This window comes from Streptococcus sp. FSL R7-0248, from assembly GCF_037967965.1.
Lineage (GTDB): Bacteria > Bacillota > Bacilli > Lactobacillales > Streptococcaceae > Streptococcus.
Window position 1 is genome coordinate 617,376 of the sequence record NZ_CP150201.1, and the last position, 22,317, is coordinate 639,692.

At 39.9% G+C, this 22,317-nt stretch carries 20 protein-coding genes; 13 read left to right on the top strand and 7 right to left on the bottom strand.

The features are described 5' to 3' along the window. Nucleotides 1–29: 29 nt before the first annotated feature. From NYE32_RS03085 to NYE32_RS03110, 6 genes are all read right to left on the bottom strand, one after another. Complete coding sequence (locus NYE32_RS03085; RefSeq protein WP_257001906.1) at nucleotides 30–164, bottom strand: hypothetical protein; 135 nt, start codon at nucleotides 162–164, stop codon at nucleotides 30–32. Continuing rightward, on the bottom strand, nucleotides 157–930 hold the full coding sequence (locus tag NYE32_RS03090; RefSeq protein ID WP_060775836.1) for a replication-relaxation family protein: 774 nt from the start codon (nucleotides 928–930) through the stop codon (nucleotides 157–159). The genes NYE32_RS03085 and NYE32_RS03090 overlap by 8 nt, the downstream gene beginning before the upstream one ends. Beyond that, on the bottom strand, nucleotides 930–3,089 hold the full coding sequence (locus tag NYE32_RS03095) for a type IV secretion system DNA-binding domain-containing protein (RefSeq protein ID WP_038675054.1): 2,160 nt from the start codon (nucleotides 3,087–3,089) through the stop codon (nucleotides 930–932). The genes NYE32_RS03090 and NYE32_RS03095 overlap by 1 nt, the downstream gene beginning before the upstream one ends. Nucleotides 3,090–3,244: 155 nt before the next feature. Further along, nucleotides 3,245–3,907, bottom strand: a complete 663-nt coding sequence (locus NYE32_RS03100) for an MT-A70 family methyltransferase (RefSeq protein WP_052124388.1) — start codon at nucleotides 3,905–3,907, stop codon at nucleotides 3,245–3,247. Between the two features lie 186 nt (nucleotides 3,908–4,093). Beyond that, the gene (locus NYE32_RS03105; RefSeq protein ID WP_038675055.1) at nucleotides 4,094–4,333 is read right to left on the bottom strand and encodes a hypothetical protein; all 240 of its coding nucleotides are present in this window, start codon (nucleotides 4,331–4,333) and stop codon (nucleotides 4,094–4,096) included. A 12-nt stretch (nucleotides 4,334–4,345) separates the two neighbouring features. Continuing rightward, nucleotides 4,346–4,606 (bottom strand): hypothetical protein, encoded by a 261-nt coding sequence (locus tag NYE32_RS03110; RefSeq protein WP_038675057.1) that lies wholly within the window; start codon nucleotides 4,604–4,606, stop codon nucleotides 4,346–4,348. Nucleotides 4,607–5,087: 481 nt separating this feature from the next. On the opposite strand from NYE32_RS03110, the gene NYE32_RS03115 reads away from it, so the two are divergent. From NYE32_RS03115 to NYE32_RS03145, 7 genes are all read left to right on the top strand, one after another. Next, nucleotides 5,088–6,389: a hypothetical protein gene (locus tag NYE32_RS03115; RefSeq protein WP_038675059.1), complete on the top strand. Its 1,302-nt coding sequence runs from the start codon at nucleotides 5,088–5,090 to the stop codon at nucleotides 6,387–6,389. Nucleotides 6,390–6,508: 119 nt separating this feature from the next. Then, a complete protein-coding gene (locus NYE32_RS03120; RefSeq protein WP_038675061.1) occupies nucleotides 6,509–6,859 on the top strand; it encodes a hypothetical protein in 351 nt (116 codons plus the stop codon). 171 nt (nucleotides 6,860–7,030) lie between these two features. Next, complete coding sequence (locus tag NYE32_RS03125; protein WP_038675063.1) at nucleotides 7,031–8,956, top strand: site-specific DNA-methyltransferase; 1,926 nt, start codon at nucleotides 7,031–7,033, stop codon at nucleotides 8,954–8,956. 2 nt (nucleotides 8,957–8,958) lie between these two features. Continuing rightward, nucleotides 8,959–11,589 (top strand): DEAD/DEAH box helicase family protein, encoded by a 2,631-nt coding sequence (locus tag NYE32_RS03130; RefSeq protein ID WP_038675065.1) that lies wholly within the window; start codon nucleotides 8,959–8,961, stop codon nucleotides 11,587–11,589. 20 nt (nucleotides 11,590–11,609) lie between these two features. Beyond that, nucleotides 11,610–13,205 carry a TOPRIM nucleotidyl transferase/hydrolase domain-containing protein gene (locus tag NYE32_RS03135; protein ID WP_339157065.1) on the top strand — a complete coding sequence of 532 codons (1,596 nt, stop codon included), beginning with the start codon at nucleotides 11,610–11,612 and terminating at the stop codon, nucleotides 13,203–13,205. Then, nucleotides 13,187–14,224: an RNA helicase gene (locus tag NYE32_RS03140; RefSeq protein ID WP_038675069.1), complete on the top strand. Its 1,038-nt coding sequence runs from the start codon at nucleotides 13,187–13,189 to the stop codon at nucleotides 14,222–14,224. Before NYE32_RS03135 ends, NYE32_RS03140 begins: the two co-directional genes overlap by 19 nt. A gap of 838 nt (nucleotides 14,225–15,062) precedes the next feature. After that, nucleotides 15,063–15,401, top strand: a complete 339-nt coding sequence (locus NYE32_RS03145) for a hypothetical protein (protein WP_038675073.1) — start codon at nucleotides 15,063–15,065, stop codon at nucleotides 15,399–15,401. A gap of 355 nt (nucleotides 15,402–15,756) precedes the next feature. On the opposite strand, the gene NYE32_RS03150 is transcribed toward NYE32_RS03145, so the two are convergent. After that, nucleotides 15,757–16,080, bottom strand: coding sequence for a hypothetical protein (locus NYE32_RS03150; RefSeq protein WP_038675075.1), 324 nt, complete (start codon nucleotides 16,078–16,080; stop codon nucleotides 15,757–15,759). A 162-nt stretch (nucleotides 16,081–16,242) separates the two neighbouring features. Between NYE32_RS03150 and NYE32_RS03155 the strand changes: the two genes are divergently transcribed. The 6 genes from NYE32_RS03155 to NYE32_RS03180 are packed head-to-tail and all read left to right on the top strand — an operon-like array spanning nucleotide 16,243 to nucleotide 22,310. Further along, nucleotides 16,243–17,406 (top strand): class I SAM-dependent rRNA methyltransferase, encoded by a 1,164-nt coding sequence (locus tag NYE32_RS03155; protein WP_110980865.1) that lies wholly within the window; start codon nucleotides 16,243–16,245, stop codon nucleotides 17,404–17,406. Further along, nucleotides 17,403–18,080, top strand: coding sequence for a type I 3-dehydroquinate dehydratase (gene aroD / locus NYE32_RS03160; protein WP_073950841.1), 678 nt, complete (start codon nucleotides 17,403–17,405; stop codon nucleotides 18,078–18,080). Before NYE32_RS03155 ends, aroD begins: the two co-directional genes overlap by 4 nt. After that, a complete protein-coding gene (locus NYE32_RS03165; protein WP_110980864.1) occupies nucleotides 18,070–18,927 on the top strand; it encodes a shikimate dehydrogenase in 858 nt (285 codons plus the stop codon). The genes aroD and NYE32_RS03165 overlap by 11 nt, the downstream gene beginning before the upstream one ends. Before the next feature lie 12 nt (nucleotides 18,928–18,939). Then, nucleotides 18,940–20,007: a 3-dehydroquinate synthase gene (aroB, locus tag NYE32_RS03170; protein WP_073689757.1), complete on the top strand. Its 1,068-nt coding sequence runs from the start codon at nucleotides 18,940–18,942 to the stop codon at nucleotides 20,005–20,007. After that, a complete protein-coding gene (aroC, locus tag NYE32_RS03175; RefSeq protein WP_073689758.1) occupies nucleotides 20,008–21,174 on the top strand; it encodes a chorismate synthase in 1,167 nt (388 codons plus the stop codon). Nucleotides 21,175–21,203: 29 nt separating this feature from the next. After that, nucleotides 21,204–22,310: a prephenate dehydrogenase gene (locus NYE32_RS03180; protein ID WP_110980863.1), complete on the top strand. Its 1,107-nt coding sequence runs from the start codon at nucleotides 21,204–21,206 to the stop codon at nucleotides 22,308–22,310. Nucleotides 22,311–22,317 lie beyond the last annotated feature (7 nt).

Below are 22,317 nucleotides of genomic sequence, written 5' to 3' on the forward strand. Positions count from 1 at the left end.
TGATAGCTTTCTTGGCGCGAAAAGTCCAGTCATTCCTCCCTCAAAATCAACCTCTCCAAAATCTGCCTCAGAGTCTTATTTCCGCTGAACTTTCGGTGGATAATAAAGGTGGCGCGCCCGATTTTCTTGTGTTGTTCTTTGAGTTCTTGCTCGTTTTTATTCATCGCTGTCTCCTATCACAAAATCTGGAAATTCTTCTAAAGTTATCACTTCAAAAAGCGTCCAATAACTGTTTAATTCCTCTTGAATACGGTTTTCAATGGCGGTCTGTCGCTTGTGGTCTGGTACTACCCACACGACTTGCGGAAAAATTCCAGTTTCGCGTTGTTCGATTCCCGTGTTGAAATATTGAATGTATTTCTTGCATTGGTTAACAATCCGATTCAAACTTTCCGTGTCTTTATCTAACTCCAAAAAGAAGCTGAATTCTTCTTCATTGCCGACAACCAGCTTAGCGTAAGCGTCGGGCTTGAGCGCCACATTCTGCGTGAATTTGGCAAAACTTCGATGCGAGACAGGTTCGAAAGAGAATGTTTCGAGTTCGATTTTTCCAAGACGCTCCAACTTTTTGAGCTCGACATAGACTTGCGTAATTCCCAAGGTGTGTTCCAAATGGTGGGCGGTTGGTTCATATCGGTTGCGAAATCTCACTTGAATTTGCGGATCGTTCAAGCGCAAGTGTTTCAAACCTGTTTTGGTAATAGACCAAACATAGGAACCGCTCCCAGCTCGCCTGCCACCAATTCGACGCTTGAGATGTGCGATAAATCCTGCTTCGAATAGGGTTTTGGTCGCAAGATTGGCTCGCCGTGTGGCAGTTCGAGGCGAGAAACTATCCGCAAAATACAAGTCTGCCAGCTGGCGAGTGGAGACATAGCGACAGTCTTTTAACAATTTGAGAATGGACAATTGAACATCGCTGAACTTCATTATTCTACCTCCTTTTTGCGTTTTTGCCTGCCGACTTTGTCTGGTGGCGGTGTAGAATTGGTGGTCTTTTCACTGAAAAGTTGCACGAATCCTTCCTCAATATCGCTAGTGTTGGCTCCATATTTCGCTAGGCTTTTGGCATACAGAGCGGTCAAATCTCTAAACTTTGCAGGTGGTGGAAGCGTCGAGCCTGACACCCAGCGAAATTCCTTGCCGATAAGTGGCAATTTGGTATAAACCTGAAAAGTCGGCAAGGAGTGAAAATCTTCTGGCCTTAATTCAATCGTTTCGCTGGCTATATCTTTGGCTTCACTCATACTCAAACCAAATACAAGTCGATTTTTGCAGTTGGTTTTAATACTTTGTCTGAGATCAAGAGGTAGTTGCTTCAAAAACTGGTTGGCTAAAATCCAGCCTACACCAAGACTTCTCGACATCGAAAGAGCGTCGTCGATAGAGGTCGGGAGTTTGATAAATTCCGCCAGCTCATCTAAAAAAAAGTACATGAAGTGGCGTTTTTCGGGCGGAATACTGGCCCTTCGAAGCGTCAGTTGCCAGAGACAGCCAATCACAAGCGCCGTGATAAACTTGGCATTTTCTGCTCCAATCAGTCCACGGTTTAAGGGAATGAGCAGAACTTTTCGATTTGTGAAGAGCTCCATTAGTGAAAAGCTGGTCTGGCTTTGTCCAAAAATCGCTCGAAGTTCTGGTCGAAGGAGAATTTGACGCATTTTATTCAAGACGGGCGAGATAAGCAAGTTTCGCTCGCTTTGACTCATTGTTTCGAAACTTTGCCAAAAACTCTGCAAGAACGGGTCAGAAATTCTACCGACCATTTTCTGTCGAAAGGCTTTGTTGGTCAAAAGCGGAACTAGCATCACGAGGTTGGCTTCTTCGGATTTTGCCAAAGTCAGAAAGCTGTGGCTCAGTACATCAAGCGTTCGAATCCCAAAATGGTCTGGGAATAACTCCTTGAAAACAGTCAGAAGCATATCTGCCACCAATTCTTCGCTGACACCGAATTTGGTCAGCTCAAATGGATTAATGCCAATAACTCGCTCATTCATACTTGGGTCAAGCAGAACCAAATCTTCGTCGCATCCTTCTGGAAACCTCTCCAAGACATCTCGAATCAAGTCGCCTTTTGGGTCGATGACCACCGCCGAATATCCATTTTTGATGACCTGTAAAATCAGATTGAGCATCACGGTCGACTTGCCAGCGCCAGTTCCACCGAGTAGATGAAGATGGCTAAGCAAGTCCAGTGGGCGGATATTTAATGGCGTTTTCTTTACACCCAAACTCTCCGCCAAGCAAAAGCCGTTCTGGCGTTTCATTCCGATTGGTGGTAAAATAGTTTTAGGTGCTAATGACGGCACACCTGCAAGTTCGTTCTCGCCAGCTGGAAGTAGAAGGAGGCTGGCGAGCTCACTTGCGGAAAGTATGGTCGGAAAGTGCCAAGGGACTTTGCGGCGATGAAAATCATAGGCAGAAGAATGATGCAGTTCGACACTTGCGCCGTTCGAATCTAACATTCGAAGACTGCTTAACAATGTTTTGCGAATGAGATTTTCTCGAACACTATCTTTTGCGCTAATTCCAACACGCACAATGGTTTGAAACTGGGCTTGCCTCAGTTTTTCTTTTACCAATTTTTCAGAATCGGAAGAGAGCTTTGGGATATTGCCCGAAATACACTGCCACCAAGTTGGGTTAATAGTGAGCTCTTTTGGGATTGGCTTTGGTGAGCGAGACTTGCCGACAATGATTTGAATTGTTAAGTTTTCTTCTGGCTTGAGAATTTTGCAAAGCGCCAAGGTCGAGCGGGTCATATTTTCGGTCGCACTTAGTTTGAGTGAAAAGCAGGAATGCTTCACGCCAAGATTAAAGGCGGAACTTGGCTTTTTGTGCTTGAAGCGTTTGGCATCTTCGAATTGAACTTGGTGATGTTGGCTCATCATCTTTTTGAGGTATTTGTTGTCTCCGACTTCTGTTCCCAAATAATATTTGATACTATTCGGCTTGATATGAATTTCCCATATAAACGGCTGACGGCGTGTAAAGCCTGAAAGCTGATTCATAAAGTTCTCCACAACACCAAAGTCGAAAGGACGAAACCACTCCACTTCTTGCCAGTGAAATTGTTTGGGTCGTTTCATGTTATCTCCAATCTTTTTTATATCTGATAATCCTAACCATCAGCCAACCACCAACTATTGCGCCGAAGATAAGGACTAAATATCCCCAAACTTCAAGTAAGAGATGAACAGATAGATTGATAAGGTAGGCTAGCAGAAAGAATATCAGAATGTATTTAATTAGTTTCATCATTTGACGGTTCTTGTTCGGAAATTTGCGTAAAATCTCGAGGATTTTGGGAATACTCTGGCACAGGATAACCTGGAATCACCACATTGCTCTCGATTTCATTTCCCCAGACGCTCCAGTTTTTGTCTGACGGAACTGGACGGCGGGCAAACAATTCCAAGTAGTCGCCATCTGAGCATCGTTCGATGATGGCATATTGTTCTTCGGGTTTGTGGCTATGGTCTTGAAGTGGAAAGAATCCCCAGTTCATTTGTCCTTTAAACTTTATCGGTGCTTTGCCTCTGGTGCAAAAGAAGACTTGTTCGGTGCAATTTCGAAGATAATTACCCAAACCAAGGCGTGGTTTAACCCAAGTAAAGAGAGATTTTGGCTCGAAACCCCAAGCTCGGATAACTTCATAAGTTTGTTCGAGAACGGCTGGATATGTCCAAATCCAGAGGTGGGCGTTTTCTTCGACTAAGTCCTGGATGGGCATCTTTTTGATGTCTTCGACACTCATCAGGTCGTAGTGTGCGACTGCACCGTATTTGCCTTTTTGTGCGACTTCCCAAGGTGGATCTGCCAGCACAGTTTTGAACTTCTTTAACTGGTGCTTCGCCCGATAACTTGAAATAATATCTTTTAGCTTTTCTTCTTGTTGGTTTGTCATAAAGCATTTTCCTTTCTGTCTTGAAAGACGCTCTCAGAATAACGCAAAGTGGCGAAAAGGCGAACCATAAGCGTCATCTATTTTTGGAGCGATGCGAATGGATGAAACAGAGGTCAATTGGGTGATTTTTGCCTCATTTGTTGGCTGTTGTAGAAAAGGCAACACCCCCTTCCTTTCGATGGGATTTTAGGACTTTCGAAGCTGTTTCAAAAGTTGGGTTTGGGCGGACAAATAGGCTTCGTTGACGGCTTGCTTGTCTTGGAGGAAGTTTGCTAGAGCAATGTCTTCTTCTGAATAAATAGGTTCTGCTTCAACTTCTTCAGTCTTTTGGTCTTTATCCGTAAATTCCAGATAAATCCCCAAAAGGCAGAGAGCGAGGATACTCGCTCCAACGCCGAGAAGAAAATAGAACAATGGTTGTGTCATGGTAGCCCCTCCTTATCTCAATCTCTGAACAGCCTTGTAGGCGAACGATTGAAGAACTGCGTGGCAGAACGGCTTGGCGTCTGGCGTTTGGCTCAATATTTGGTCTTCTAGCTTTGCCAGCTCGCCGATTTTGTTCAGAATATCTGCGGTAAGGAGTTGGTTCGCTTGAACTACTGCCATATCCTTCGACAAGTCCTGCGCCAGCTTGAGCTGATATGGACTTACCAAAGTTTGGAGTGGCTGGGTGTTGTTGGTTTGAGGTGTTAGGGTCATAATATCTTTCCTTTCATTCGCAGGAACATAAGCATGTTCCTATTCCAAGTTTACAACGATTTATTTGTTTTGTGAATACGATAAAGCTGATAGAATGCGTACGCACAGACTAGGAAATATGGCGTGAAGAGCAATACCTTGAGCATCTTACTGTTCTCCTTTCTTTTTAGTTGGTTTTTCTGAAATTTCCTCCTTCCCATCACACCGTACTCGAGTTGGGGGTGATATAATGGTATTAGCTACGTTGCCTATCTTAGATGTGTGCTATATTACTAATATCTATCTGAAATCCCCAAAGAACTCTATCGGATTTGTTCTTCGGTAATTTAAGTATAGAGTAGGAATAGATTTCCCGCTAGGTATCAAAAAAATCTCCAAATTTCATTAGATAGATTAAGGATTTCAATAGATTTCAATCAGACTTAGGTTTGGAATTTATTGATTATTTACGCAATAAACGTTAAAAGGGAGGTCACAATACATGAGAGTTATTACTTTTGGATGGTTCTGTAAGTTATTTAAAGCTAAGGAGTTGAGTGGTTATCCATGTAATCAACTTAATTTTCTAAACGACATAATTGAAGAAATAATTATTTTTGGAGATAACTCCACATATATAAAAAGAGTAAGAAGTGAAGCTACGGCCAATAGAATTTTTAACAGTAAAAAGGATATTTCTGATAACTATTCTAATGCTATTACTATTTCCAATGTAGAGGAAGAAATTGCCAGGCTGGCAGGTGGTTTTATAGAAGTTATTACTTCAAACAGTAATTATGATATTGATTTGAGAGGTTTTTACGATGAGGCTAAAGAGCAAATAAAGGGCGTAAACTCTTTCCGAAAGGCTCTTGGGGTAGAAAGATATGAATCTCTTATAGATAAAGAGAGTGAATATTTTTTAGCGGAGTTATTGATTTATTTAATAAAACTTATTCCAAACAATAAAGAGTATATTCAAGAAGTTCAGAAATTGCCAGACTCCGTTTATGATAAAAACGGAATGTATGAGGTTCAGCATAGAGCATTAAATATGCTAAAAGATTACATAATACTATCCGACTATCAACAGATTATTGAACTAGGAATACACAGAGAACTTTCAAACCCTGTAAATGTAAATAGACAATTAGTCTTTACTGTAGACAACCTGTTTCCTTATTTGAATGGTTTTGTAGGGTTATATCTAGTGAGTCCTGATAAATTAACTTTTAATGAAACTTTTAGCTCATTAGAGGCTGATTTTGCCACCAATTGGTCAATTCCTCTGGTAGGGTTATTAAATTTTAATGAAAATATTTTCGATCTTAAATTTATTTATGAATCTTTTGTAGTGAACGGCGATACGATAATGGAACAAAATGTAGAGCCATTAGAAAGATTCTTTATAAATGAAAGACAAGGAGAGATAATGTATGCTTTTGGTTGGTTTGATGATTTTCGAAAAACATATAAATTTCTAGACAGAATAATGGAGATGGGTGCTCATATGGTGTATATGACAGTTGAGATGCCTAACGGAATTATTAACTATGAGAAATTCGTATTTACAAAATTAGCAGTGGAATTTTGGGAAAGATATAATTCGTTCAATAGAGAGAGTGGAGAGTGTAAACAAAAGATAATTCTAGATGGGCGAGGAAATAGATTTATTAGAAGTGGTTTTATGGTTCATTTGCTAATAGATTATACTCCAGTTTTGGATATTGCTGGCTCAGATAATTATAAAAAAGTCTTAACCAAATATATGTCGCACGCAAGCTATATTGACAAATATGAATAAATATGCTAAAATAGTAATGTTTCTCTATATATTATAGAGTCTGCTTACTTGTCGGGTAAAATGCAAATTTTAGCCCACTAGACAAGGAGTGGGCTATAGAATATGAGGAGATGTAATTTATGACTCTAGACAGATTCAAGAAAGTAGTTTGGCTTGATACTGCTACTGAGCCTTTTGCGACTCGAAGCATAGCAAGGCGTATGTTGTGCTATGACTTCGACTACTCATTTATAAATAGGGTTACAGGGTTGTCAACAGATGAAATTGCCGACTTGGATGATAAAAATAAAAAATTGTTTTTATCAATAGAAGAAATGTACTGCAATCTATCACTTCTAGTAGAAGCCGAAGAAGATCCTGCTTATATTTGTTCTGGCGAACATCCTATTGAAGCATTTTCAACTATAATAGGAATAACATCAGAGCAATGGAGGTTATTCTATGGTGATTATCTTAAAAATAAAAGGTAATACACTTAGTCCACCTTGAGTGGGCTTTTTCTTGTCTCAAAAAATCGCTTTCAATATGCTATAATATAGTTAAAACATAAATCCGAAGAGAGCTCTCTTCCTTAGTTATATTCATAACTAAGGAATCTTAATAGCTCCTTTGATGAAAAAAATGAGAGGAAACCTAAGGTTATGAAGCAAGAACTAGAGCGACTACTATTGCAGAAGGAAGAATTTTTAGTAGAGGGCGCGCTAAACAAGAATAAACTGGCAGAACTGGCAAGACAATATGATTCTATGTTACTCAATCTTTTGATGAGTGAGCCTACTATTTCAAACCACTTTTTCAGCACACTTGAAGAAGGCATCTTGGTTTTCAAAAAGGATACTTTTCTGCAGTTCCTCAATAATAAGGAGTTCTTGCCTGATAGCTTTACGGCATACAAGACCAAGATTGGGCTTGCGACTAGCGATAATCGCTACTTGTCAGAAAATAACGAAGTTGTCCTCAATTTCCCTTATAAAGACTGTGTATTAGAAGGCGGGCAGACCAAGGACGACGCCAAACGTCAGGAGATTTTCTTTAACGAAACCCTTGCGCCAACGGAAATCAACCGCCTTTTGGATGATAAAGTACTGACTAATTTCAAACGATTTGACTCTGATGGCGAGCATGAGGTGACAGAACTGAGCGATACGGATAACCTTATCATCAAGGGGAATAACCTCGTTGCTTTACATAGTTTGAAAAAACGCTTTGCAGGGAAAGTGAAGTTGATTTATCTTGACCCACCTTACAATACAGGCGCAGAAGACACATTTGATTATAATGATAGCTTTACTCGCTCTACTTGGTTGACTTTTATGAAAAATCGTTTAGAAGTAGCAAAAGAACTCTTGTCAGAAGACGGTTTGATTTTTGTCCACATTGATGTGAGTCGTGCTAATTCAAGTAGAGTTGTAGGGACTGGTATGCAACCGTATTTGCATATACTGTTAGATGAGATTTTCGGAGAAAAGAATTATATAGGTACTCTACACTGGAAAAAGAAAAAGCAACCATCGTTTTTGAGCAGAATTGCTGGAGTTATGGAGACTATTTTAGTTTTTGCTAAAAATGAAAATCGAATTAAAAAATTGTCAATTTCAGGGTCTACTGATACTACAAAGCGTGTTGATAATGTAAGTAATCCAGAAAGCGAAAGGGTAATTTTGGCTGGAATTGCATATAAAGGAAAAGAACAGAATACTATAATAAAAGCTGGAATCTATAAAAATAAGACCATGTCAGTTACTTTTATGCAAGATGTTGTCGTAAAAGATGGAATAACTCAAAATGAATTTTCTGCGAGAGCTCAATGGAGAACTTCTCAAGAAAATATTACAAAATTTGCAGAAGATGGGTTGTTATACATAACATCAGCTAATACATTTAGGAGATATGCTTCAGAGGAGGAGTTAGGAAAAGAGAAGTCGATAACAGACTTGTTGTTAGATTGGGGGCAAAATCAAGATGCTACCGATGAGATGAAGGCTTTGTTTGAGGATAAAGTTTTTAGCACTCCAAAACCTGAAACACTTTTGATGAATATTATTAAGTCTCATACAAACGAAGGTGACTTAATCCTCGACTTCTTCATGGGTTCGGCAACTACTCAAGCCGTCGCCCACAAGATGAACCGCCAGTATATTGGCATTGAGCAGATGGATTATATTGAGACCGTTTCTGTGGAACGCTTGAAAAAGGTTATTAATGGAGAACAGGGCGGTATTTCCAAAGATGTCAACTGGCAAGGTGGTGGTTCATTTGTCTATTGTGAGTTGAAAAATGATGCTCAAGATTTTAAAGAGTCGATTTTGAAAGCAACCACGACCGAGGAATTGCTTGAATTATTCAACACAGCAAAAACGTCATCCTTCTTGTCTTACCGCATTGACCCTAAAAAATTGAAAGCAAGCGAATTTGAAAAACTATCTTTGGCGGAACAGAAACAAATTTTGTCGGAGATTATCGACCACAATAATCTCTATGTCAATTATAGCGATATAGATGATCAAACATATAATATCTCTGAACAAGATAAACGTTTGAATCGTGCCTTTTATGGGGAGGAGTAAGTATGGAGTTTCTATATGAAATCTATAACATGGCAAGTGCCAATGGTTTTATTGACTTCAAGGAAAATGTTCCAACCAAACTTGAGAAAAACCTCAAATACCCTCTTCGTGCCTACCAGAAGGAAGCCTTGGGGCGGTATTTATATTACAAGGAAGATACCAAAAATCGATTAACCCCAGAGCATGTCCTCTTTAATATGGCGACGGGCTCGGGTAAAACGCTACTTATGGCAAGCCTTATCCTTGAAAAATACCAACAAGGGGAGCGTAACTTCATCTTCTTTGTCAATAATGACAATATCTTGACTAAAACCCGTGATAATTTTTTGACGGTAGGAGCTGGCAAATATCTCTTTGCGGAAAAAATCGAGCTCAACAATCAAGTTGTGCCTGTGCGAGAAGTCACGGATTTTTCAGACAGTAATCCGAATGCGATTAACATTGTCTTTACAACGATTCAAAAGCTCCATCAAGATTTGAATACACCAAGAGAAAATCGACTTTCTTACGAACAGTTCGAAGATATTTCGGTGGTGCTTTTAGCCGACGAAGCTCACCATCTCAATGCAGGGCTGAATGCTGGCGAGAAGAAAGATAACACCAGCTGGACGTCAACCATCGAAAATATTCAAAAGACTGCTAAAAAGTCTAGCCTCTTAGAATTTACAGCGACCATTGACTTAAACAACAAGGATATTGCCCAGAAGTACGAAAAGCACTTGATTTACAAGTACGACCTGAAAGAGTTTCGTTTGGATAAATATTCCAAGGATGTTCTCTTTCATCTGGTGGATAGCGACGTGTCGGCACGTATGCTTCAAGCCATTCTCATCAGCCAGTTCCGCAAGAAAATAGCACTCAAAAACGGTATCAACTTGAAACCTCTAGTCATGTTCAAATCACAGAAAATTGCAGAGAGCAAGGGCAATCTGGATAGTTTTTTGGATTTGTTGACAAATCTAAGTGTGCAACAAATTGTCGCTCAGCGTGAGTTAGCCCAAGATGGCATTTTGAAACAAGCTTTTGACTTTTTTGATCAATCAGGGTTATCAGACCAAGATTTGATAGCAGAGCTACAAGAAGATTTTCGTCTCGAACGCCTGCTCTTGATTGATGGGAAAAATAAAACTAGCAATAGCTTGGTGGAATTGAATACACTTGAAAATCCTGAAAATGAGATTCGAGCGATTTTTGCTGTAGATATGCTCAACGAGGGCTGGGACGTACTGAATCTCTTCGATATTGTCCGTCTCTATGACACTCGTGATGGAAAAGTAACCAAGAATGGCTTTGTGGCGGGTTCAACGACTAACGCCGAAAAGCAGTTGATAGGACGTGGTGCTCGTTATTATCCATTCGTCTTTGATGGATATCCGGACGAGAAATTCACTCGAAAATTCGATGAAAATGAACTCCATGAATTGCGTGTTATTGAGCAACTTCATTATCACTCTGCTAACAATCCACGCTACATTTCCGAACTCAAGCAAGTCCTGCGTGAGTCTGGTATTTATGATGACCAAAATTTGGTAGAGCGTGAACTGCGACTGAAAGACAGTTTTAAGAAAACTCGCACTTATACGGACGGGCTTGTTTGGATGAATAAGCGTTTAAGTAGAAAAGAGCTGGTTGAAAAGCAGCAGCTATCTCTCTTGGATGATTCCATCATTCCGACTCGTTTTAAGTTAAGCCTGCCAACGCAGTCCAGCCGTGATATTGGTGCTTTTGAGGGAGATGATTTTGCTTTAGTGTCAGAAAATATCGTTAGCTTGCCGTACAAGTTTGGCAAGAAGATTGAACCACATATTGTTCGAGCTGCCATCAATCGAAATAAAGCCTATACCTTCGAAAACCTCATAAAGGCATTTCCTGGTTTGGTAAGCCTTGATGGTTTTATCACGATGTTACAAAACATTGACTTGACTATCGAGGGAGACAAAAAGGCGGTTGATAAACTTAGCCAAGAACACAAACTTTTTATCGTTGAAAAACTCTTACACTATATCGAAAAAGACTTGGTGGCACTTGAAGAACGATTTTATGGCTCAAATGAGTTTACGGCTTATAAGATTCAAGATTTGTTTGAAGCCAATATCAAGCGGAAATTCACAGTTAATCAGCAAAGCGATGCAGAGTTCGGATTATCTCAGAAAAACCGCACAGAAACCCAGTATTTCGAGGATTTGGACGCTTTTGATTGGTATGCTTATGACGACAACTTTGGAACTGATGAAGAAAAAATGCTGGTTCGAGTAATTAAAGAATTGATGGCAGACCTAGAAGAAAAGTGGACGGATATTTATTTGCTTCGCAATGAAAAAGCCGTTAAGATTTATAGCTTCGAAGACGGACGTGCTTTCGAACCTGATTTTCTGATGTTTGCGAACGATAAGAAAACGGGGAATGTCTCGTGGCAGATTTTCATCGAACCAAAGGGTGGCCAGTTCTTAGATAGCGACAATACTTTTGAAAATAGCAAGGAAGGTTGGAAACAGAAATTCCTTCTACAAATATCTGAACGAGATGAAGCTAGAACGCTGGTGGATGATGATCGCTATCGCATTATTGGCTTGCCGTTTTATAACCATACTGTGAGTGAAGAGTTAGTGAAGGAAGAGTTGAGAGGATTGTAAATAATGGGTGAGATAGTTATATGATTTCAAGGATTGTTCTACAAAATTTCAAACGATTTCCTTCTACGGAAATTTTATGCAATGGCGGTAAAAATATTTTTATCGGCGAAAATGGCGCAGGAAAATCAACGCTTCTCCAAGCCATAGGACTAGTGTTAAGCGGTAGTCATTCTCAAATTGAAAAAGTTAGCCTTGCTAGTCTAATGAACTCAACATCTGTTTCGAAATTTTTAGCCGAAAAAGGGAATTTTAGACAACTTCCAGAGACCTTTATTGAGTTATATTTTGATGAGAATAATCCAGAAATAGCAGCAAATTACAAAATTGAAGGCGTTCATAATTCAAAAAAGATAAAGGCGTATGGAATTTGTCTGAAAATCACTCCCAATTCTGATTACCGTCAAGAAATTCAGGAAATTCTAACGGGCAACGCTTGGAACGTCTTTCCGTATGAATTTTACAAAGTTGAGTTTTTGACGTTTGCTGGGGAATCGTACTTTTCTCACTCTAAGCCGTTCAAATTTTTGTATAATACCGTTAACACAAGCTTGATAGATACAAATCAAGAAACTCGGAAAAGAATTGATGAGGTCTATTTGAGCTCTATTAATGAAATGAATCGAGCTAAGGTTAATAATAAATATAGAGAATCCTCACTTTCATTTATAAACGCTCTACGAGATGATAATTTAATAGAGTCAGTGGATTCGGAATTTATGCTACACTTCGAAGAATCTGAGAGAACTTTCAGAGACACTATTTCTGCTGCAAAAAACGGAGTGGATATTAAAAATCTCGGTCAAGGCGAAAAGGTGCTATTGGGTGTAGAAAACTCTTATAAATCTTTAAAAGATAGGGTTAAAATATTATTGATTGAAGAACCTGAAAATCATTTGAGCTACCTAAATTTACAAAAACTAGTAAATACACTAAGCGAGGATACGAATGTTCAGGTATTTATCGGTACACACTCAAATATGATAACCTCAAGACTTGGCGTTGACAATTTAATATTTGTTAACGAGGGTCAGACTTCGAAAGTTACTGATTTAAGCCCTGATACAGTTAAATTTTTCAAAAAATCAACAAACCAAAATCTTTTGAATTTTATTCTGTCTAAAAAAGTTATCTTAGTAGAAGGAAACGCTGAGTATATTTTGATGGAAAAGTTTTTCGAAATTATTCACTCTGAGGATGCGTCGAATTGCGGTGTAGCTATTATCTCTGTCGACGGCCTAAGCTTTAAGAGATATTTAGAAATCGCAAAAGGTTTTAGTGATAAAAAAGTTGCAGTAATTACAGATAATGATGGTGACTATAAATCGAAAGTGCTGGATAGGTATTCGGAGTATGATAGTTATGACAACATTAAGGTGTTCTCTGACAGCATCGACACCAATCATACGTTTGAGGTGTGTCTATATAATAAAAATTCAGATTTAATAGATTCTTTAAGCATCGCCCTTACTGATAACATTCAAGAATTTATGCTTCGAGAAAAAGCAGAGTTTGCGCTCAGACTATTAACAAAATTTAATGATAATGATTCATTACAGGAATCATTCAATATTCCAGATTATATTAAAGAGGCTATAGAATGGGTGAAAAACGATTAATTCATGCAGTTGCTGGAAGCGGAAAAACAAGAACGATAATTGAAAAAGTACAACCTGAAAAACGGAATCTGATTATAACATATACAGAAAATAATCAGGAAGTTCTAAAAGATAGGCTTTGTGAGAAGTATGGGAACATTCCAGAAAATACTCATATTTTTGGAGTATTCGAATTTCTCTATAATTTTTGTCTAGTTCCTTACTTAGGTAGACGACCAAAGGGGATCATTTTTGATTACCAAAAAACGGACCAATATGATAATAGTTCTGTAAGCAAAGATGGACGAATTATTCACAATCAACTCTCAAACTCTCTACTAAAGGGAGAGTTGACTATAAACAGAAAGAATATTGCATTCGATAATAGTTATCTGGATAGAATTGATAAATTTTTTGATTATGTATTTATCGATGAATGTCAAGATTTTGAGTCTGACGACTTCAAATGGATGCTTAGTTTGTCGGATCTAAAAGCCGATGTATTTCTTTTAGGGGATTTTTATCAAAAAACATTCAGTACATCAAAAAGAGGTAACACAGGAAAAGGAATTCATTCAGATATAGACAGGTGGCTAGGAGAGATTTCTAAGGCTGGATTCGAAATTGATACAGATACTTTATCTCACAGCCATAGATGTCCAATTGTTGTCTGTGACTTTATCTCGTCAAGATTAAGGGTATCTATCCACTCTTGTTCGGAAGAGGTGGGTAGCATTGTGGAGTGTTTTGATGATAATGCTGCTATCAAAGAAATTATGGAGAATGACGGCATTTTAAAGTTATTTTACCAAAATTCCTCCACTTATAAATGCTTCAGTCAGAATTGGGGAGAGAGTAAAGGAGGAGAATTTTTAGATGTGTGCGTTGTTTTAAATAAAAAAACACTTGACTCTTTTCAAAAGCAACCCCTTTTAGAGCTAGCACCTTCTACTAAATCAAAATTCTATGTTGCGTGTACTCGAGCTAAAAGAACCCTATATTTCATACCTGAAGCTAGTGTCTCAGATTACAAAAAATAACTTTCGCACCGCCATTCGCTCCGAGTGATTTGAGAATGAGCGACTACGCCCGACACAACGCCATCTTTCAAGCAAACCATCAGGTGACTTACTGCGTATTCTCCTTTTTTTTCGTCAGCTTTGGACTGATTCAATAATCGAAGTCGGCCGAGAGGACTCTCATAAATTTAAGCAGGAACCACATTAAGGTTTCTGCTTTTTCTTCATGCCGAACATTCGTCGACTTTTGACACCCTTTGACAAGCTAACAGATTTCTATTGTAGAGCTTGTTGAGCTAAACAAAATCTATTCTAAAATTCCTGAAACTGATGTAAATTTTACTCAAAAATCTCTTCAAAAATACTAGACTTTTTTACCCAAACAGAATTATGATGTGACTGTCAAAATAAGAGAAAGGATTTTACGGAAATTTACAAGATCCAAAAACAACTGGAAAAACTCGCCGAAGCTATTCATAGGAACTTATACTGGGAAAGCCTCAGCTTTATCAACCAATACGAAAATGAAAATCTTTCAGAGGGCAAAATTATCGAATGGAGTGAAGTCGCCAAGTTGATGGAATTGCCACGCCTTCTAAAAGAAAACACTTTTACAGAAAACTGCAGAATTGGTTTTCGCAAAAGCTACCGAGTTAAAATTTGGAATACGCGGGAACTGTTTTTCGAATTCAAAACACCTCTACCCAATATGTTAAACCTTTTCGAAGCCATAGCAAGTGCCAAAAGCGAGGACGCAATGGAAATGTTGGCGGACGAATTGATGGTTCAAAAGTTGAAAATTGCCAGTGAGATTTTGGAATAAGATAACTGTTGTAAATAAATTAAAGGAGACAATGTTATGGAAAAGTTCAACCAAAACAAGAATTTCGAAAATGAAATCCGGCCAAACCTCCCCGAACTCGAACAGCGAACGGTGACGCCGTTTCGAGGGATGGCGGATTATGTTCAAGATATGGCGGAATTATTCAATCAAGAGCGTTTCGAAATTTTGGTGCCACTCGCGCCAGAAGACAACATATTTTATGAATGTTCCTTTGCGGATGCAAAACAGGCAGAGCTGTATTTCGAAAATTCCTGCCGTGCGGAAAAGCCAGATGATTTTTATTTCTGGGTCAATCTGTTAAACTGTGAAATGTTGTATGTTTGGAATATGGGATTGCGGTCTGCGGAAAAATAATCGAAACAACTGCACAGCACGCAAAAACACGCTTTTTGGCGTGTTCTTGGTTGGGCTATAAATTGATGTGCTGGCTAGTTGATAGTTCTGCCTACAATTTCAACTTCTTGTTCATTGAGATGGTTTAGCAAAATCCTAAAGTTGAAATCATCTGCATCGTCAAGTTGGTGTGGTGGTAAAGATTCTGTGCGGTTTCGAAATTTTTGAACTGGCAAGTATATTCGAGGGTTTGCTCGCCACTTAATTTGTGCCGAACTTTGAAGTTTTTATCTTTGAAAATATCTTCGTAATTACAGTCAAAATTCGAAAATCTGCCAAACTCTACAGTGTTGCCAATTTCGAGTTCTAGGTAGGTTCAGCGGTAAACTTCCTGCGCCTTTTCAAAGGCTGGCGTAATGGCTTTGTTTTGAGCATGAGATTTTCCAAGTTCATAGCTGACCCTCAATAACTCACGCAGTCTCCAAACCGACACATCGTGGAAATCTTGGCTGTCCGAATACTGCCGCTCCAAGGTGGGTATTCCACCGACCTGTCGGGCAATTTGTGTGAGAATATTATCTATTTCAGGGTTTTCATTTTCTGAGTTGTATATTTCTTGAATTTGTTCTTCAAGGCTTGGTTGGCTTGGGACTTGCATCTCAGGCTCATGAATTTCACAGTTGTTTTTGAATGTTTCCATCTAATTCTCCTTTACGTTTAATTTTGTGCTCTGATGGTAACTCGTTTAGGCTAAAGAGTCAAGGGCAAAAATAAAAGCCCTAACGGGCTTTTGGTGGGTTATGGTGGTGATTAGGTTATTTGTTGTTTTGGACTGCTGGCTGGAGTATGGTATAATAGTAACATGAGTATATTGACGGTAAGTCCCTTTGCGGAGAAAAAAATCAAACAAGGAAAACAGCTTCTTTTAGCCGAAGATTTTCCAAATATAACTGAAAATAATCAGTTGGTTTATCTGTATAGCCGATCCAAAGACTTTTTAGGAACGGGCTATTTGTCAAGTCAAAATAAGGGGATAGGATGGTTTCTGTCCCCTAAAAAACAACAATTGACAGTGACTTATTTTCAAGGACTTTTTGAAAGGGCTAAGGCCAAACGTCAATCCTATTATGATAATGAGTTGACGACAGCTTTTCGTCTTTTCAACCAAGATGGTGATGATTTTGGTGGTCTCACAATTGATTTATATGGGGATTATGCCCTCTTTTCATGGTACAATGCCTTTGTTTATTCCTTGAAAAATGATATTGTAGAGGCTTTCCAAATGGTCTTTCCTGAGGTCTTGGGAGGCTATGAGAAAATCCGCTTCAAGGGTCTTGATTTCGAATCAGACCATCTTTTTGGGCAAGAGGCGACTGATACCTTCACCATTTTAGAAAATGGGGTAACTTATGAAGTTTTCCTCAATGATGGGCTAATGACGGGGATTTTCCTTGATCAGCATGAAGTGCGTGATGGTTTAGTTAATGGCTTAGCTTTGGGGAAATCAGTTTTGAATATGTTCTCCTATACGGCAGCTTTTTCAGTGGCTGCAGCTATGGGAGGAGCGGTTGAAACGACATCGGTTGATTTGGCTAAGCGTTCACGTGAATTATCGACGGCTCATTTTGAAGCTAATGGCTTCAGTATGGAAAATCATCGCTTGGTCGTGATGGATGTCTTCGATTATTTCAAATATGCCAAGAAAAAAGGCTTATCTTATGACCTTATCGTCATCGATCCGCCAAGCTTTGCTCGAAATAAGAAACGTACTTTCTCAGCAAATAAGGATTACCACAAGTTAATTGCACAAAGTCTTGATATTTTATCAGAGCATGGGACAATCATCGCAAGTACCAATGCTGCTAATATGACAGTGCAACAGTTTAAGAAACAACTACGTAAGGGCTTGGGAGATGTTTCAGCGGACTTCGTTAACCTGCAACAATTACCAGCGGATTTTACCGTCAATCCTAATGATCCAACATCAAATTATTTGAAAGTATACACAATAAAGGTAAATAAATGAAAATTGTAGTTCCGATTATGCCAACTAGTTTAGAGGAGGCACAAGCGCTTGAACTGTCTCGTTTTGAGGGGGCAGACATTATTGAATGGCGTGCAGATTTTTTAGATAAGGATAGTATCTTAACGGTTGCTCCGGCTATTTTCGAGAAATTCGCAGGCTTTGAGATTGTCTTTACCATCCGTACAACGCGTGAGGGTGGTAGGCTTGAGTTAACGGATGCAGAATATGTCGCACTGATTAAGGATGTAGCTGCGATTTATTCGCCAGATTATATTGATTTTGAGTATTTCACACGTAAGGCTGTCTTTGATCAAATGCTCGAATTTTCAAACTTGGTTTTGTCTTATCATAACTTTGAGGAGACACCTGAAAACCTTATGGAACTTTTGTCTGAGATGGCAAACTTGACACCACGAGTGGTTAAGGTGGCAGTTATGCCTAAGCATGAGCAGGATGTTCTCGACCTTATGAACTTCACACGTGGCTTTAAGGCCTTTAATCCTGAGCAGGAGTTTGTGACCATGTCAATGGGTAAACTAGGTCGTTTGTCACGTTTTGCGGGCGACTTGATAGGGTCATCATGGACCTTTGCCAGTCTTGATAATGCAAGTGCTCCAGGACAAATTAGTTTAGCAGACATGCGTAGAATCAGGGAGGTTTTGGATGCAGATTGATGGACACACACGCCTAGCAGCTGTTGTTGCCAATCCTATCAAGCATTCTATTTCACCATTCATTCATAATTCAGCCTTTGAGAAGACACACGTTAATGGTGTTTATGTGGCCTGGGAGATTCCAGAGTCAGACCTAGCCGAGACAGTTGAAAATATTAGACGTTACGACATGTTCGGTATCAATTTGTCCATGCCATATAAGGAAGCAGTCATTCCTTTTTTGGATGAGATTAGCCCTGCAGCTCAACTGATTGGTGCTGTCAATACAGTTGTTAATTGTGATGGTCATTTGATTGGTCATAATACAGACGGTTTTGGCTTCTTTGCTAGTCTAAAGAACTTTAGCCCTAAAGATGCTCATCTGATGATTTTGGGTGCTGGTGGTGCGGCTAAAGCTATTGTGACGCAGGCAGTTCTTGATGGTGCCAAAAAAGTTAGTGTCTATGTTCGCCCTCAGTCATTGGATAAGGCAAAAGAGAGCTTTAAAGCCTTACTTGAACAGGCAACTTGCCACTTGGAGTTTCATGCTTTAAATGATCTTAAGTATTTTCAAGAGGAACTAGGCCAGGCTAGTTTATTGGTGAATGCGACGAGTGTAGGTATGGATGGTGCATCCTTGCCTATTCCTACAGATACAAAATTTCCTAAGGGACTCTTGGTTGCTGATATCATTTATCAGCCTTTTGAAACACCTTTCTTGGCCTTGGCTAGAAAACAGGGAATAGAGGCTGTGAACGGACTTGGCATGTTGCTTCATCAAGCAGCAGGTGCCTTTAAATTGTGGACAGGCAAGGACATGCCAACAGACGCCATTTGGCAGGAATTAGAAAATATATACAATAGCTAGGAGGGGACGACTATGAAACTAGAGGTAAATTTAACACATAACCCTTATGACATTATTATTGAAAAAGGAGCCCTTAAGACTGTCGGTCAATGGGTGAAGTCACTTTGGGAACCACAAAAGATTGCCCTTATTACGGACAATCATGTGGGAGCTCTATATGCAGAAAAAGTTAAGCTTAGCCTGGAGCACGAAGGTTTTGAGGTTGTCGTTTTTGATTTCCTAGAAGGTGAAGCGAGTAAAAATCTTAAGACTGTTAACAAGGCTTATGAGTTTTTGATTAAGAATGGCATGACTCGTAGTGATGGCATTGTTGCTCTTGGTGGTGGCGTTGTTGGAGACTTAGCAGGCTTTGTTGCTTCAACTTATATGCGTGGCATTCACTTCGTTCAGGTTCCAACCAGTCTAACTGCCCAAGTGGATTCATCTATTGGTGGTAAGACGGGTGTGAACACACCATTTGCTAAAAATATCGTGGGAACTTTTGCTCAGCCTGATGGGGTTTTGATTGACCCTAATGTCCTTGAAACACTTGGTAAACGTGAATTGATCGAAGGTATGGGTGAGGTTGTCAAATACGGTTTGATTGATGATCCTGAGCTTTGGCAGCTTCTTGAAAGCATTGATGGTTCGGTTCACAGTATCCTAGAAAACTCAGAAACCATTATTTACCGTTCATGTAACGTTAAGCGTAAAATTGTGGTTGAAGATGAGTTTGAAGGTGGTGTCCGTATGTACCTAAACTTTGGTCATACGATTGGGCATGCCGTTGAACAAACAGCTGGTTACGGTAAAGTCATGCACGGTGAAGCGGTAGCTATCGGAATGGTTCAGATTTCACGAGTTGCTGAGGAAAAAGGTCTGATGCCTAAGGGGATCACACGTCAAATCGCTGAGATGTGTGTCAAATTTGGCTTGCCAGTAGACTATGAGCCATGGCGTGTTGAAGAGCTCTATACAGCCCTCACACATGACAAAAAAGCTCGTGGCAATAGCATTAAGACAGTTATCGTTCCAGAGATTGGTAAGGCAGCTATCAATCAGATTCCTTTAGTCGAAATGAAAGAGTACTTGGAGAAATAAATGAGATATTTAACAGCAGGTGAGTCTCACGGCCCACGTTTAACAGCAATTATCGAAGGTGTTCCAGCTGGTCTTCCCTTGACGGCTGAAGATATCAATGATGATTTGAAACGTCGCCAAGGTGGTTATGGTCGTGGTGGCCGTATGAAAATTGAGTCTGATAAGGTTGAAATCACTTCTGGTGTGCGTCATGGGAAAACAACAGGGGCTCCGATTACCCTTCATGTTATCAATAAGGACCATCAAAAATGGTTGGACATCATGGCTGTAGAAGACATTGAAGACCGTTTGAAAACCAAACGTAAAATCACTCACCCACGTCCAGGACATGCTGACTTGGTTGGTGGTATGAAATACCGTTTTGATGATTTGCGTAATTCCTTGGAGCGTTCTAGTGCGCGTGAAACAACTATGCGTGTGGCAGTAGGTGCTGTCGCTAAACGTATCTTGGCTGAGCTCGATATTGAAATTGCTAACCATGTTGTTGTCTTTGGTGGTAAGGAAATTGACGTGCCTGAGAATTTGACGGTAGCTCAAATCAAGGAATTGGCTCAACAATCAGAGATTTCAGTCGTTAACCAAGAACGTGAACAAGAGATTAAAGACTACATTGATCAGATCAAAAAAGAAGGGGACACAATCGGTGGTGTCGTTGAAACTGTCGTTGGTGGTGTTCCTGTTGGTCTTGGTTCTTATGTGCAATGGGATACAAAACTTGATGCTAAGATTGCTCAAGCAGTTGTGTCTATTAATGCCTTCAAGGGTGTAGAATTTGGCCTTGGTTTCAAGGATGGCTACCTCAAGGGCTCTCAAGTGATGGATGAGATTCTCTGGAATGAAGAGGATGGCTATACGCGTCGTACTAACAATCTTGGTGGTTTCGAAGGTGGTATGACCAATGGACAACCGATTGTGGTGCGTGGGGTTATGAAACCCATTCCAACCCTTTACAAGCCTTTGATGTCAGTAGATATCGAAACACACGAACCTTACAAGGCAACAGTTGAGCGTTCAGATCCAACGGCCTTGCCGGCAGCGGGTGTTGTTATGGAATCCGTAGTTGCTACAGTCGTAGCTAATGAAATCTTGGACAAATTCTCTTCCGATAACATGGAAGAATTGAAAGAAGCGGTAGCACGTCACCGTGACTATGTGAAAAACTTTTAAGCAGCATCAGACAATAGATGGGAGTAGTAATGAGTAAGAAAACAATTTATATCGCAGGATTGGGATTAATTGGTGGTTCCTTGGCTTTAGGGATTAAAAGAGACCACCCTGATTATGAGATTCTTGGATATAATCGCTCTGACTATTCTCGAAATATTGCGCTTGAGCGTGGTATCGTTGATCGTGCAACCAGTGATTTCAAAGAGTTTGCCCCACTTGCTGATGTGATTATCCTTGCAGTGCCAATTAAGCAAACTGTGGCCTACTTGCAGGAATTGGCTGACTTGGATCTCAAAGATAATGTCATCATCACAGACGCAGGGTCTACTAAGTTGGATATCGTTGAGGCAGCTGAACGTTACCTAACAGGTAAAAATGTTCAGTTTGTAGGTTCCCACCCTATGGCTGGTTCCCATAAATCAGGGGCTATTGCAGCCGACGTGACGCTTTTTGAGAATGCCTATTATATTTTCACACCGACAAGTCTGACAAGAGAGACAACAATCCCAGAGCTTAAGGACATCTTGTCTGGGCTTAAGTCACGTTTTGTGGAGATTGATGCGTCTGAACACGACCGTGTAACCAGTCAAATCAGTCATTTTCCACACCTGTTGGCATCAGGTCTTATGGAGCAGGCTGCTGATTATGCTCAGGCTCACGAGATGACTAATCACTTTGCGGCTGGGGGGTTCCGAGATATGACCCGTATTGCTGAGAGTGAACCGGGTATGTGGGCTTCCATTCTCATGACTAATGGGCCTGCTGTTTTGGATCGTATTGAAGATTTCAAAAAACGTTTGGACCATGTGGCTGACTTGATTAAGGCTGAGGATGAGAATGCCATTTGGGAGTTCTTTGACAGTGGTCGTAAGAAGCGTAAAGAGATGGAAATCCACAAAAAGGGTGGCGTGGAAAGTGCCTTCGATATTTTTGTGGATGTCCCTGACCGTGAGGACGTTATCCTTAGCATTATGGAATTGTTGCGAGGAACGTCTTTGGTTAACCTTCGTATCAATGAAGAAAATCGCGAGGATATTCATGGTATCCTTCAAATTACTTTTAAAAATGAAAAAGATCGTACACATGCTAAGACTGTCATTGAAGCCAATACAGACTATCATGTGGTGATCGCCTAGGAGAATA

What these genes read in the sequence shown, in the direction of transcription:
- NYE32_RS03105 (WP_038675055.1), bottom strand. Translation starts at nt 4,333, where the DNA reads ATGACACAACCATTGTTCTATTTTCTTCTCGGCGTTGGAGCGAGTATC.
- NYE32_RS03100 (WP_052124388.1), bottom strand. Translation starts at nt 3,907, where the DNA reads ATGACAAACCAACAAGAAGAAAAGCTAAAAGATATTATTTCAAGTTAT.
- NYE32_RS03090 (WP_060775836.1), bottom strand. Translation starts at nt 930, where the DNA reads ATGAAGTTCAGCGATGTTCAATTGTCCATTCTCAAATTGTTAAAAGAC.
- NYE32_RS03155 (WP_110980865.1), top strand. Translation starts at nt 16,243, where the DNA reads ATGAGTATATTGACGGTAAGTCCCTTTGCGGAGAAAAAAATCAAACAA.
- aroD (WP_073950841.1), top strand. Translation starts at nt 17,403, where the DNA reads ATGAAAATTGTAGTTCCGATTATGCCAACTAGTTTAGAGGAGGCACAA.
- NYE32_RS03140 (WP_038675069.1), top strand. Translation starts at nt 13,187, where the DNA reads ATGGGTGAAAAACGATTAATTCATGCAGTTGCTGGAAGCGGAAAAACA.
- NYE32_RS03095 (WP_038675054.1), bottom strand. Translation starts at nt 3,089, where the DNA reads ATGAAACGACCCAAACAATTTCACTGGCAAGAAGTGGAGTGGTTTCGT.
- NYE32_RS03130 (WP_038675065.1), top strand. Translation starts at nt 8,959, where the DNA reads ATGGAGTTTCTATATGAAATCTATAACATGGCAAGTGCCAATGGTTTT.
- NYE32_RS03150 (WP_038675075.1), bottom strand. Translation starts at nt 16,080, where the DNA reads ATGGAAACATTCAAAAACAACTGTGAAATTCATGAGCCTGAGATGCAA.
- NYE32_RS03120 (WP_038675061.1), top strand. Translation starts at nt 6,509, where the DNA reads ATGACTCTAGACAGATTCAAGAAAGTAGTTTGGCTTGATACTGCTACT.
- NYE32_RS03085 (WP_257001906.1), bottom strand. Translation starts at nt 164, where the DNA reads ATGAATAAAAACGAGCAAGAACTCAAAGAACAACACAAGAAAATCGGG.
- NYE32_RS03125 (WP_038675063.1), top strand. Translation starts at nt 7,031, where the DNA reads ATGAAGCAAGAACTAGAGCGACTACTATTGCAGAAGGAAGAATTTTTA.
- NYE32_RS03135 (WP_339157065.1), top strand. Translation starts at nt 11,610, where the DNA reads ATGATTTCAAGGATTGTTCTACAAAATTTCAAACGATTTCCTTCTACG.
- NYE32_RS03180 (WP_110980863.1), top strand. Translation starts at nt 21,204, where the DNA reads ATGAGTAAGAAAACAATTTATATCGCAGGATTGGGATTAATTGGTGGT.
- NYE32_RS03165 (WP_110980864.1), top strand. Translation starts at nt 18,070, where the DNA reads ATGCAGATTGATGGACACACACGCCTAGCAGCTGTTGTTGCCAATCCT.
- NYE32_RS03145 (WP_038675073.1), top strand. Translation starts at nt 15,063, where the DNA reads ATGGAAAAGTTCAACCAAAACAAGAATTTCGAAAATGAAATCCGGCCA.
- aroB (WP_073689757.1), top strand. Translation starts at nt 18,940, where the DNA reads ATGAAACTAGAGGTAAATTTAACACATAACCCTTATGACATTATTATT.
- NYE32_RS03110 (WP_038675057.1), bottom strand. Translation starts at nt 4,606, where the DNA reads ATGACCCTAACACCTCAAACCAACAACACCCAGCCACTCCAAACTTTG.
- aroC (WP_073689758.1), top strand. Translation starts at nt 20,008, where the DNA reads ATGAGATATTTAACAGCAGGTGAGTCTCACGGCCCACGTTTAACAGCA.
- NYE32_RS03115 (WP_038675059.1), top strand. Translation starts at nt 5,088, where the DNA reads ATGAGAGTTATTACTTTTGGATGGTTCTGTAAGTTATTTAAAGCTAAG.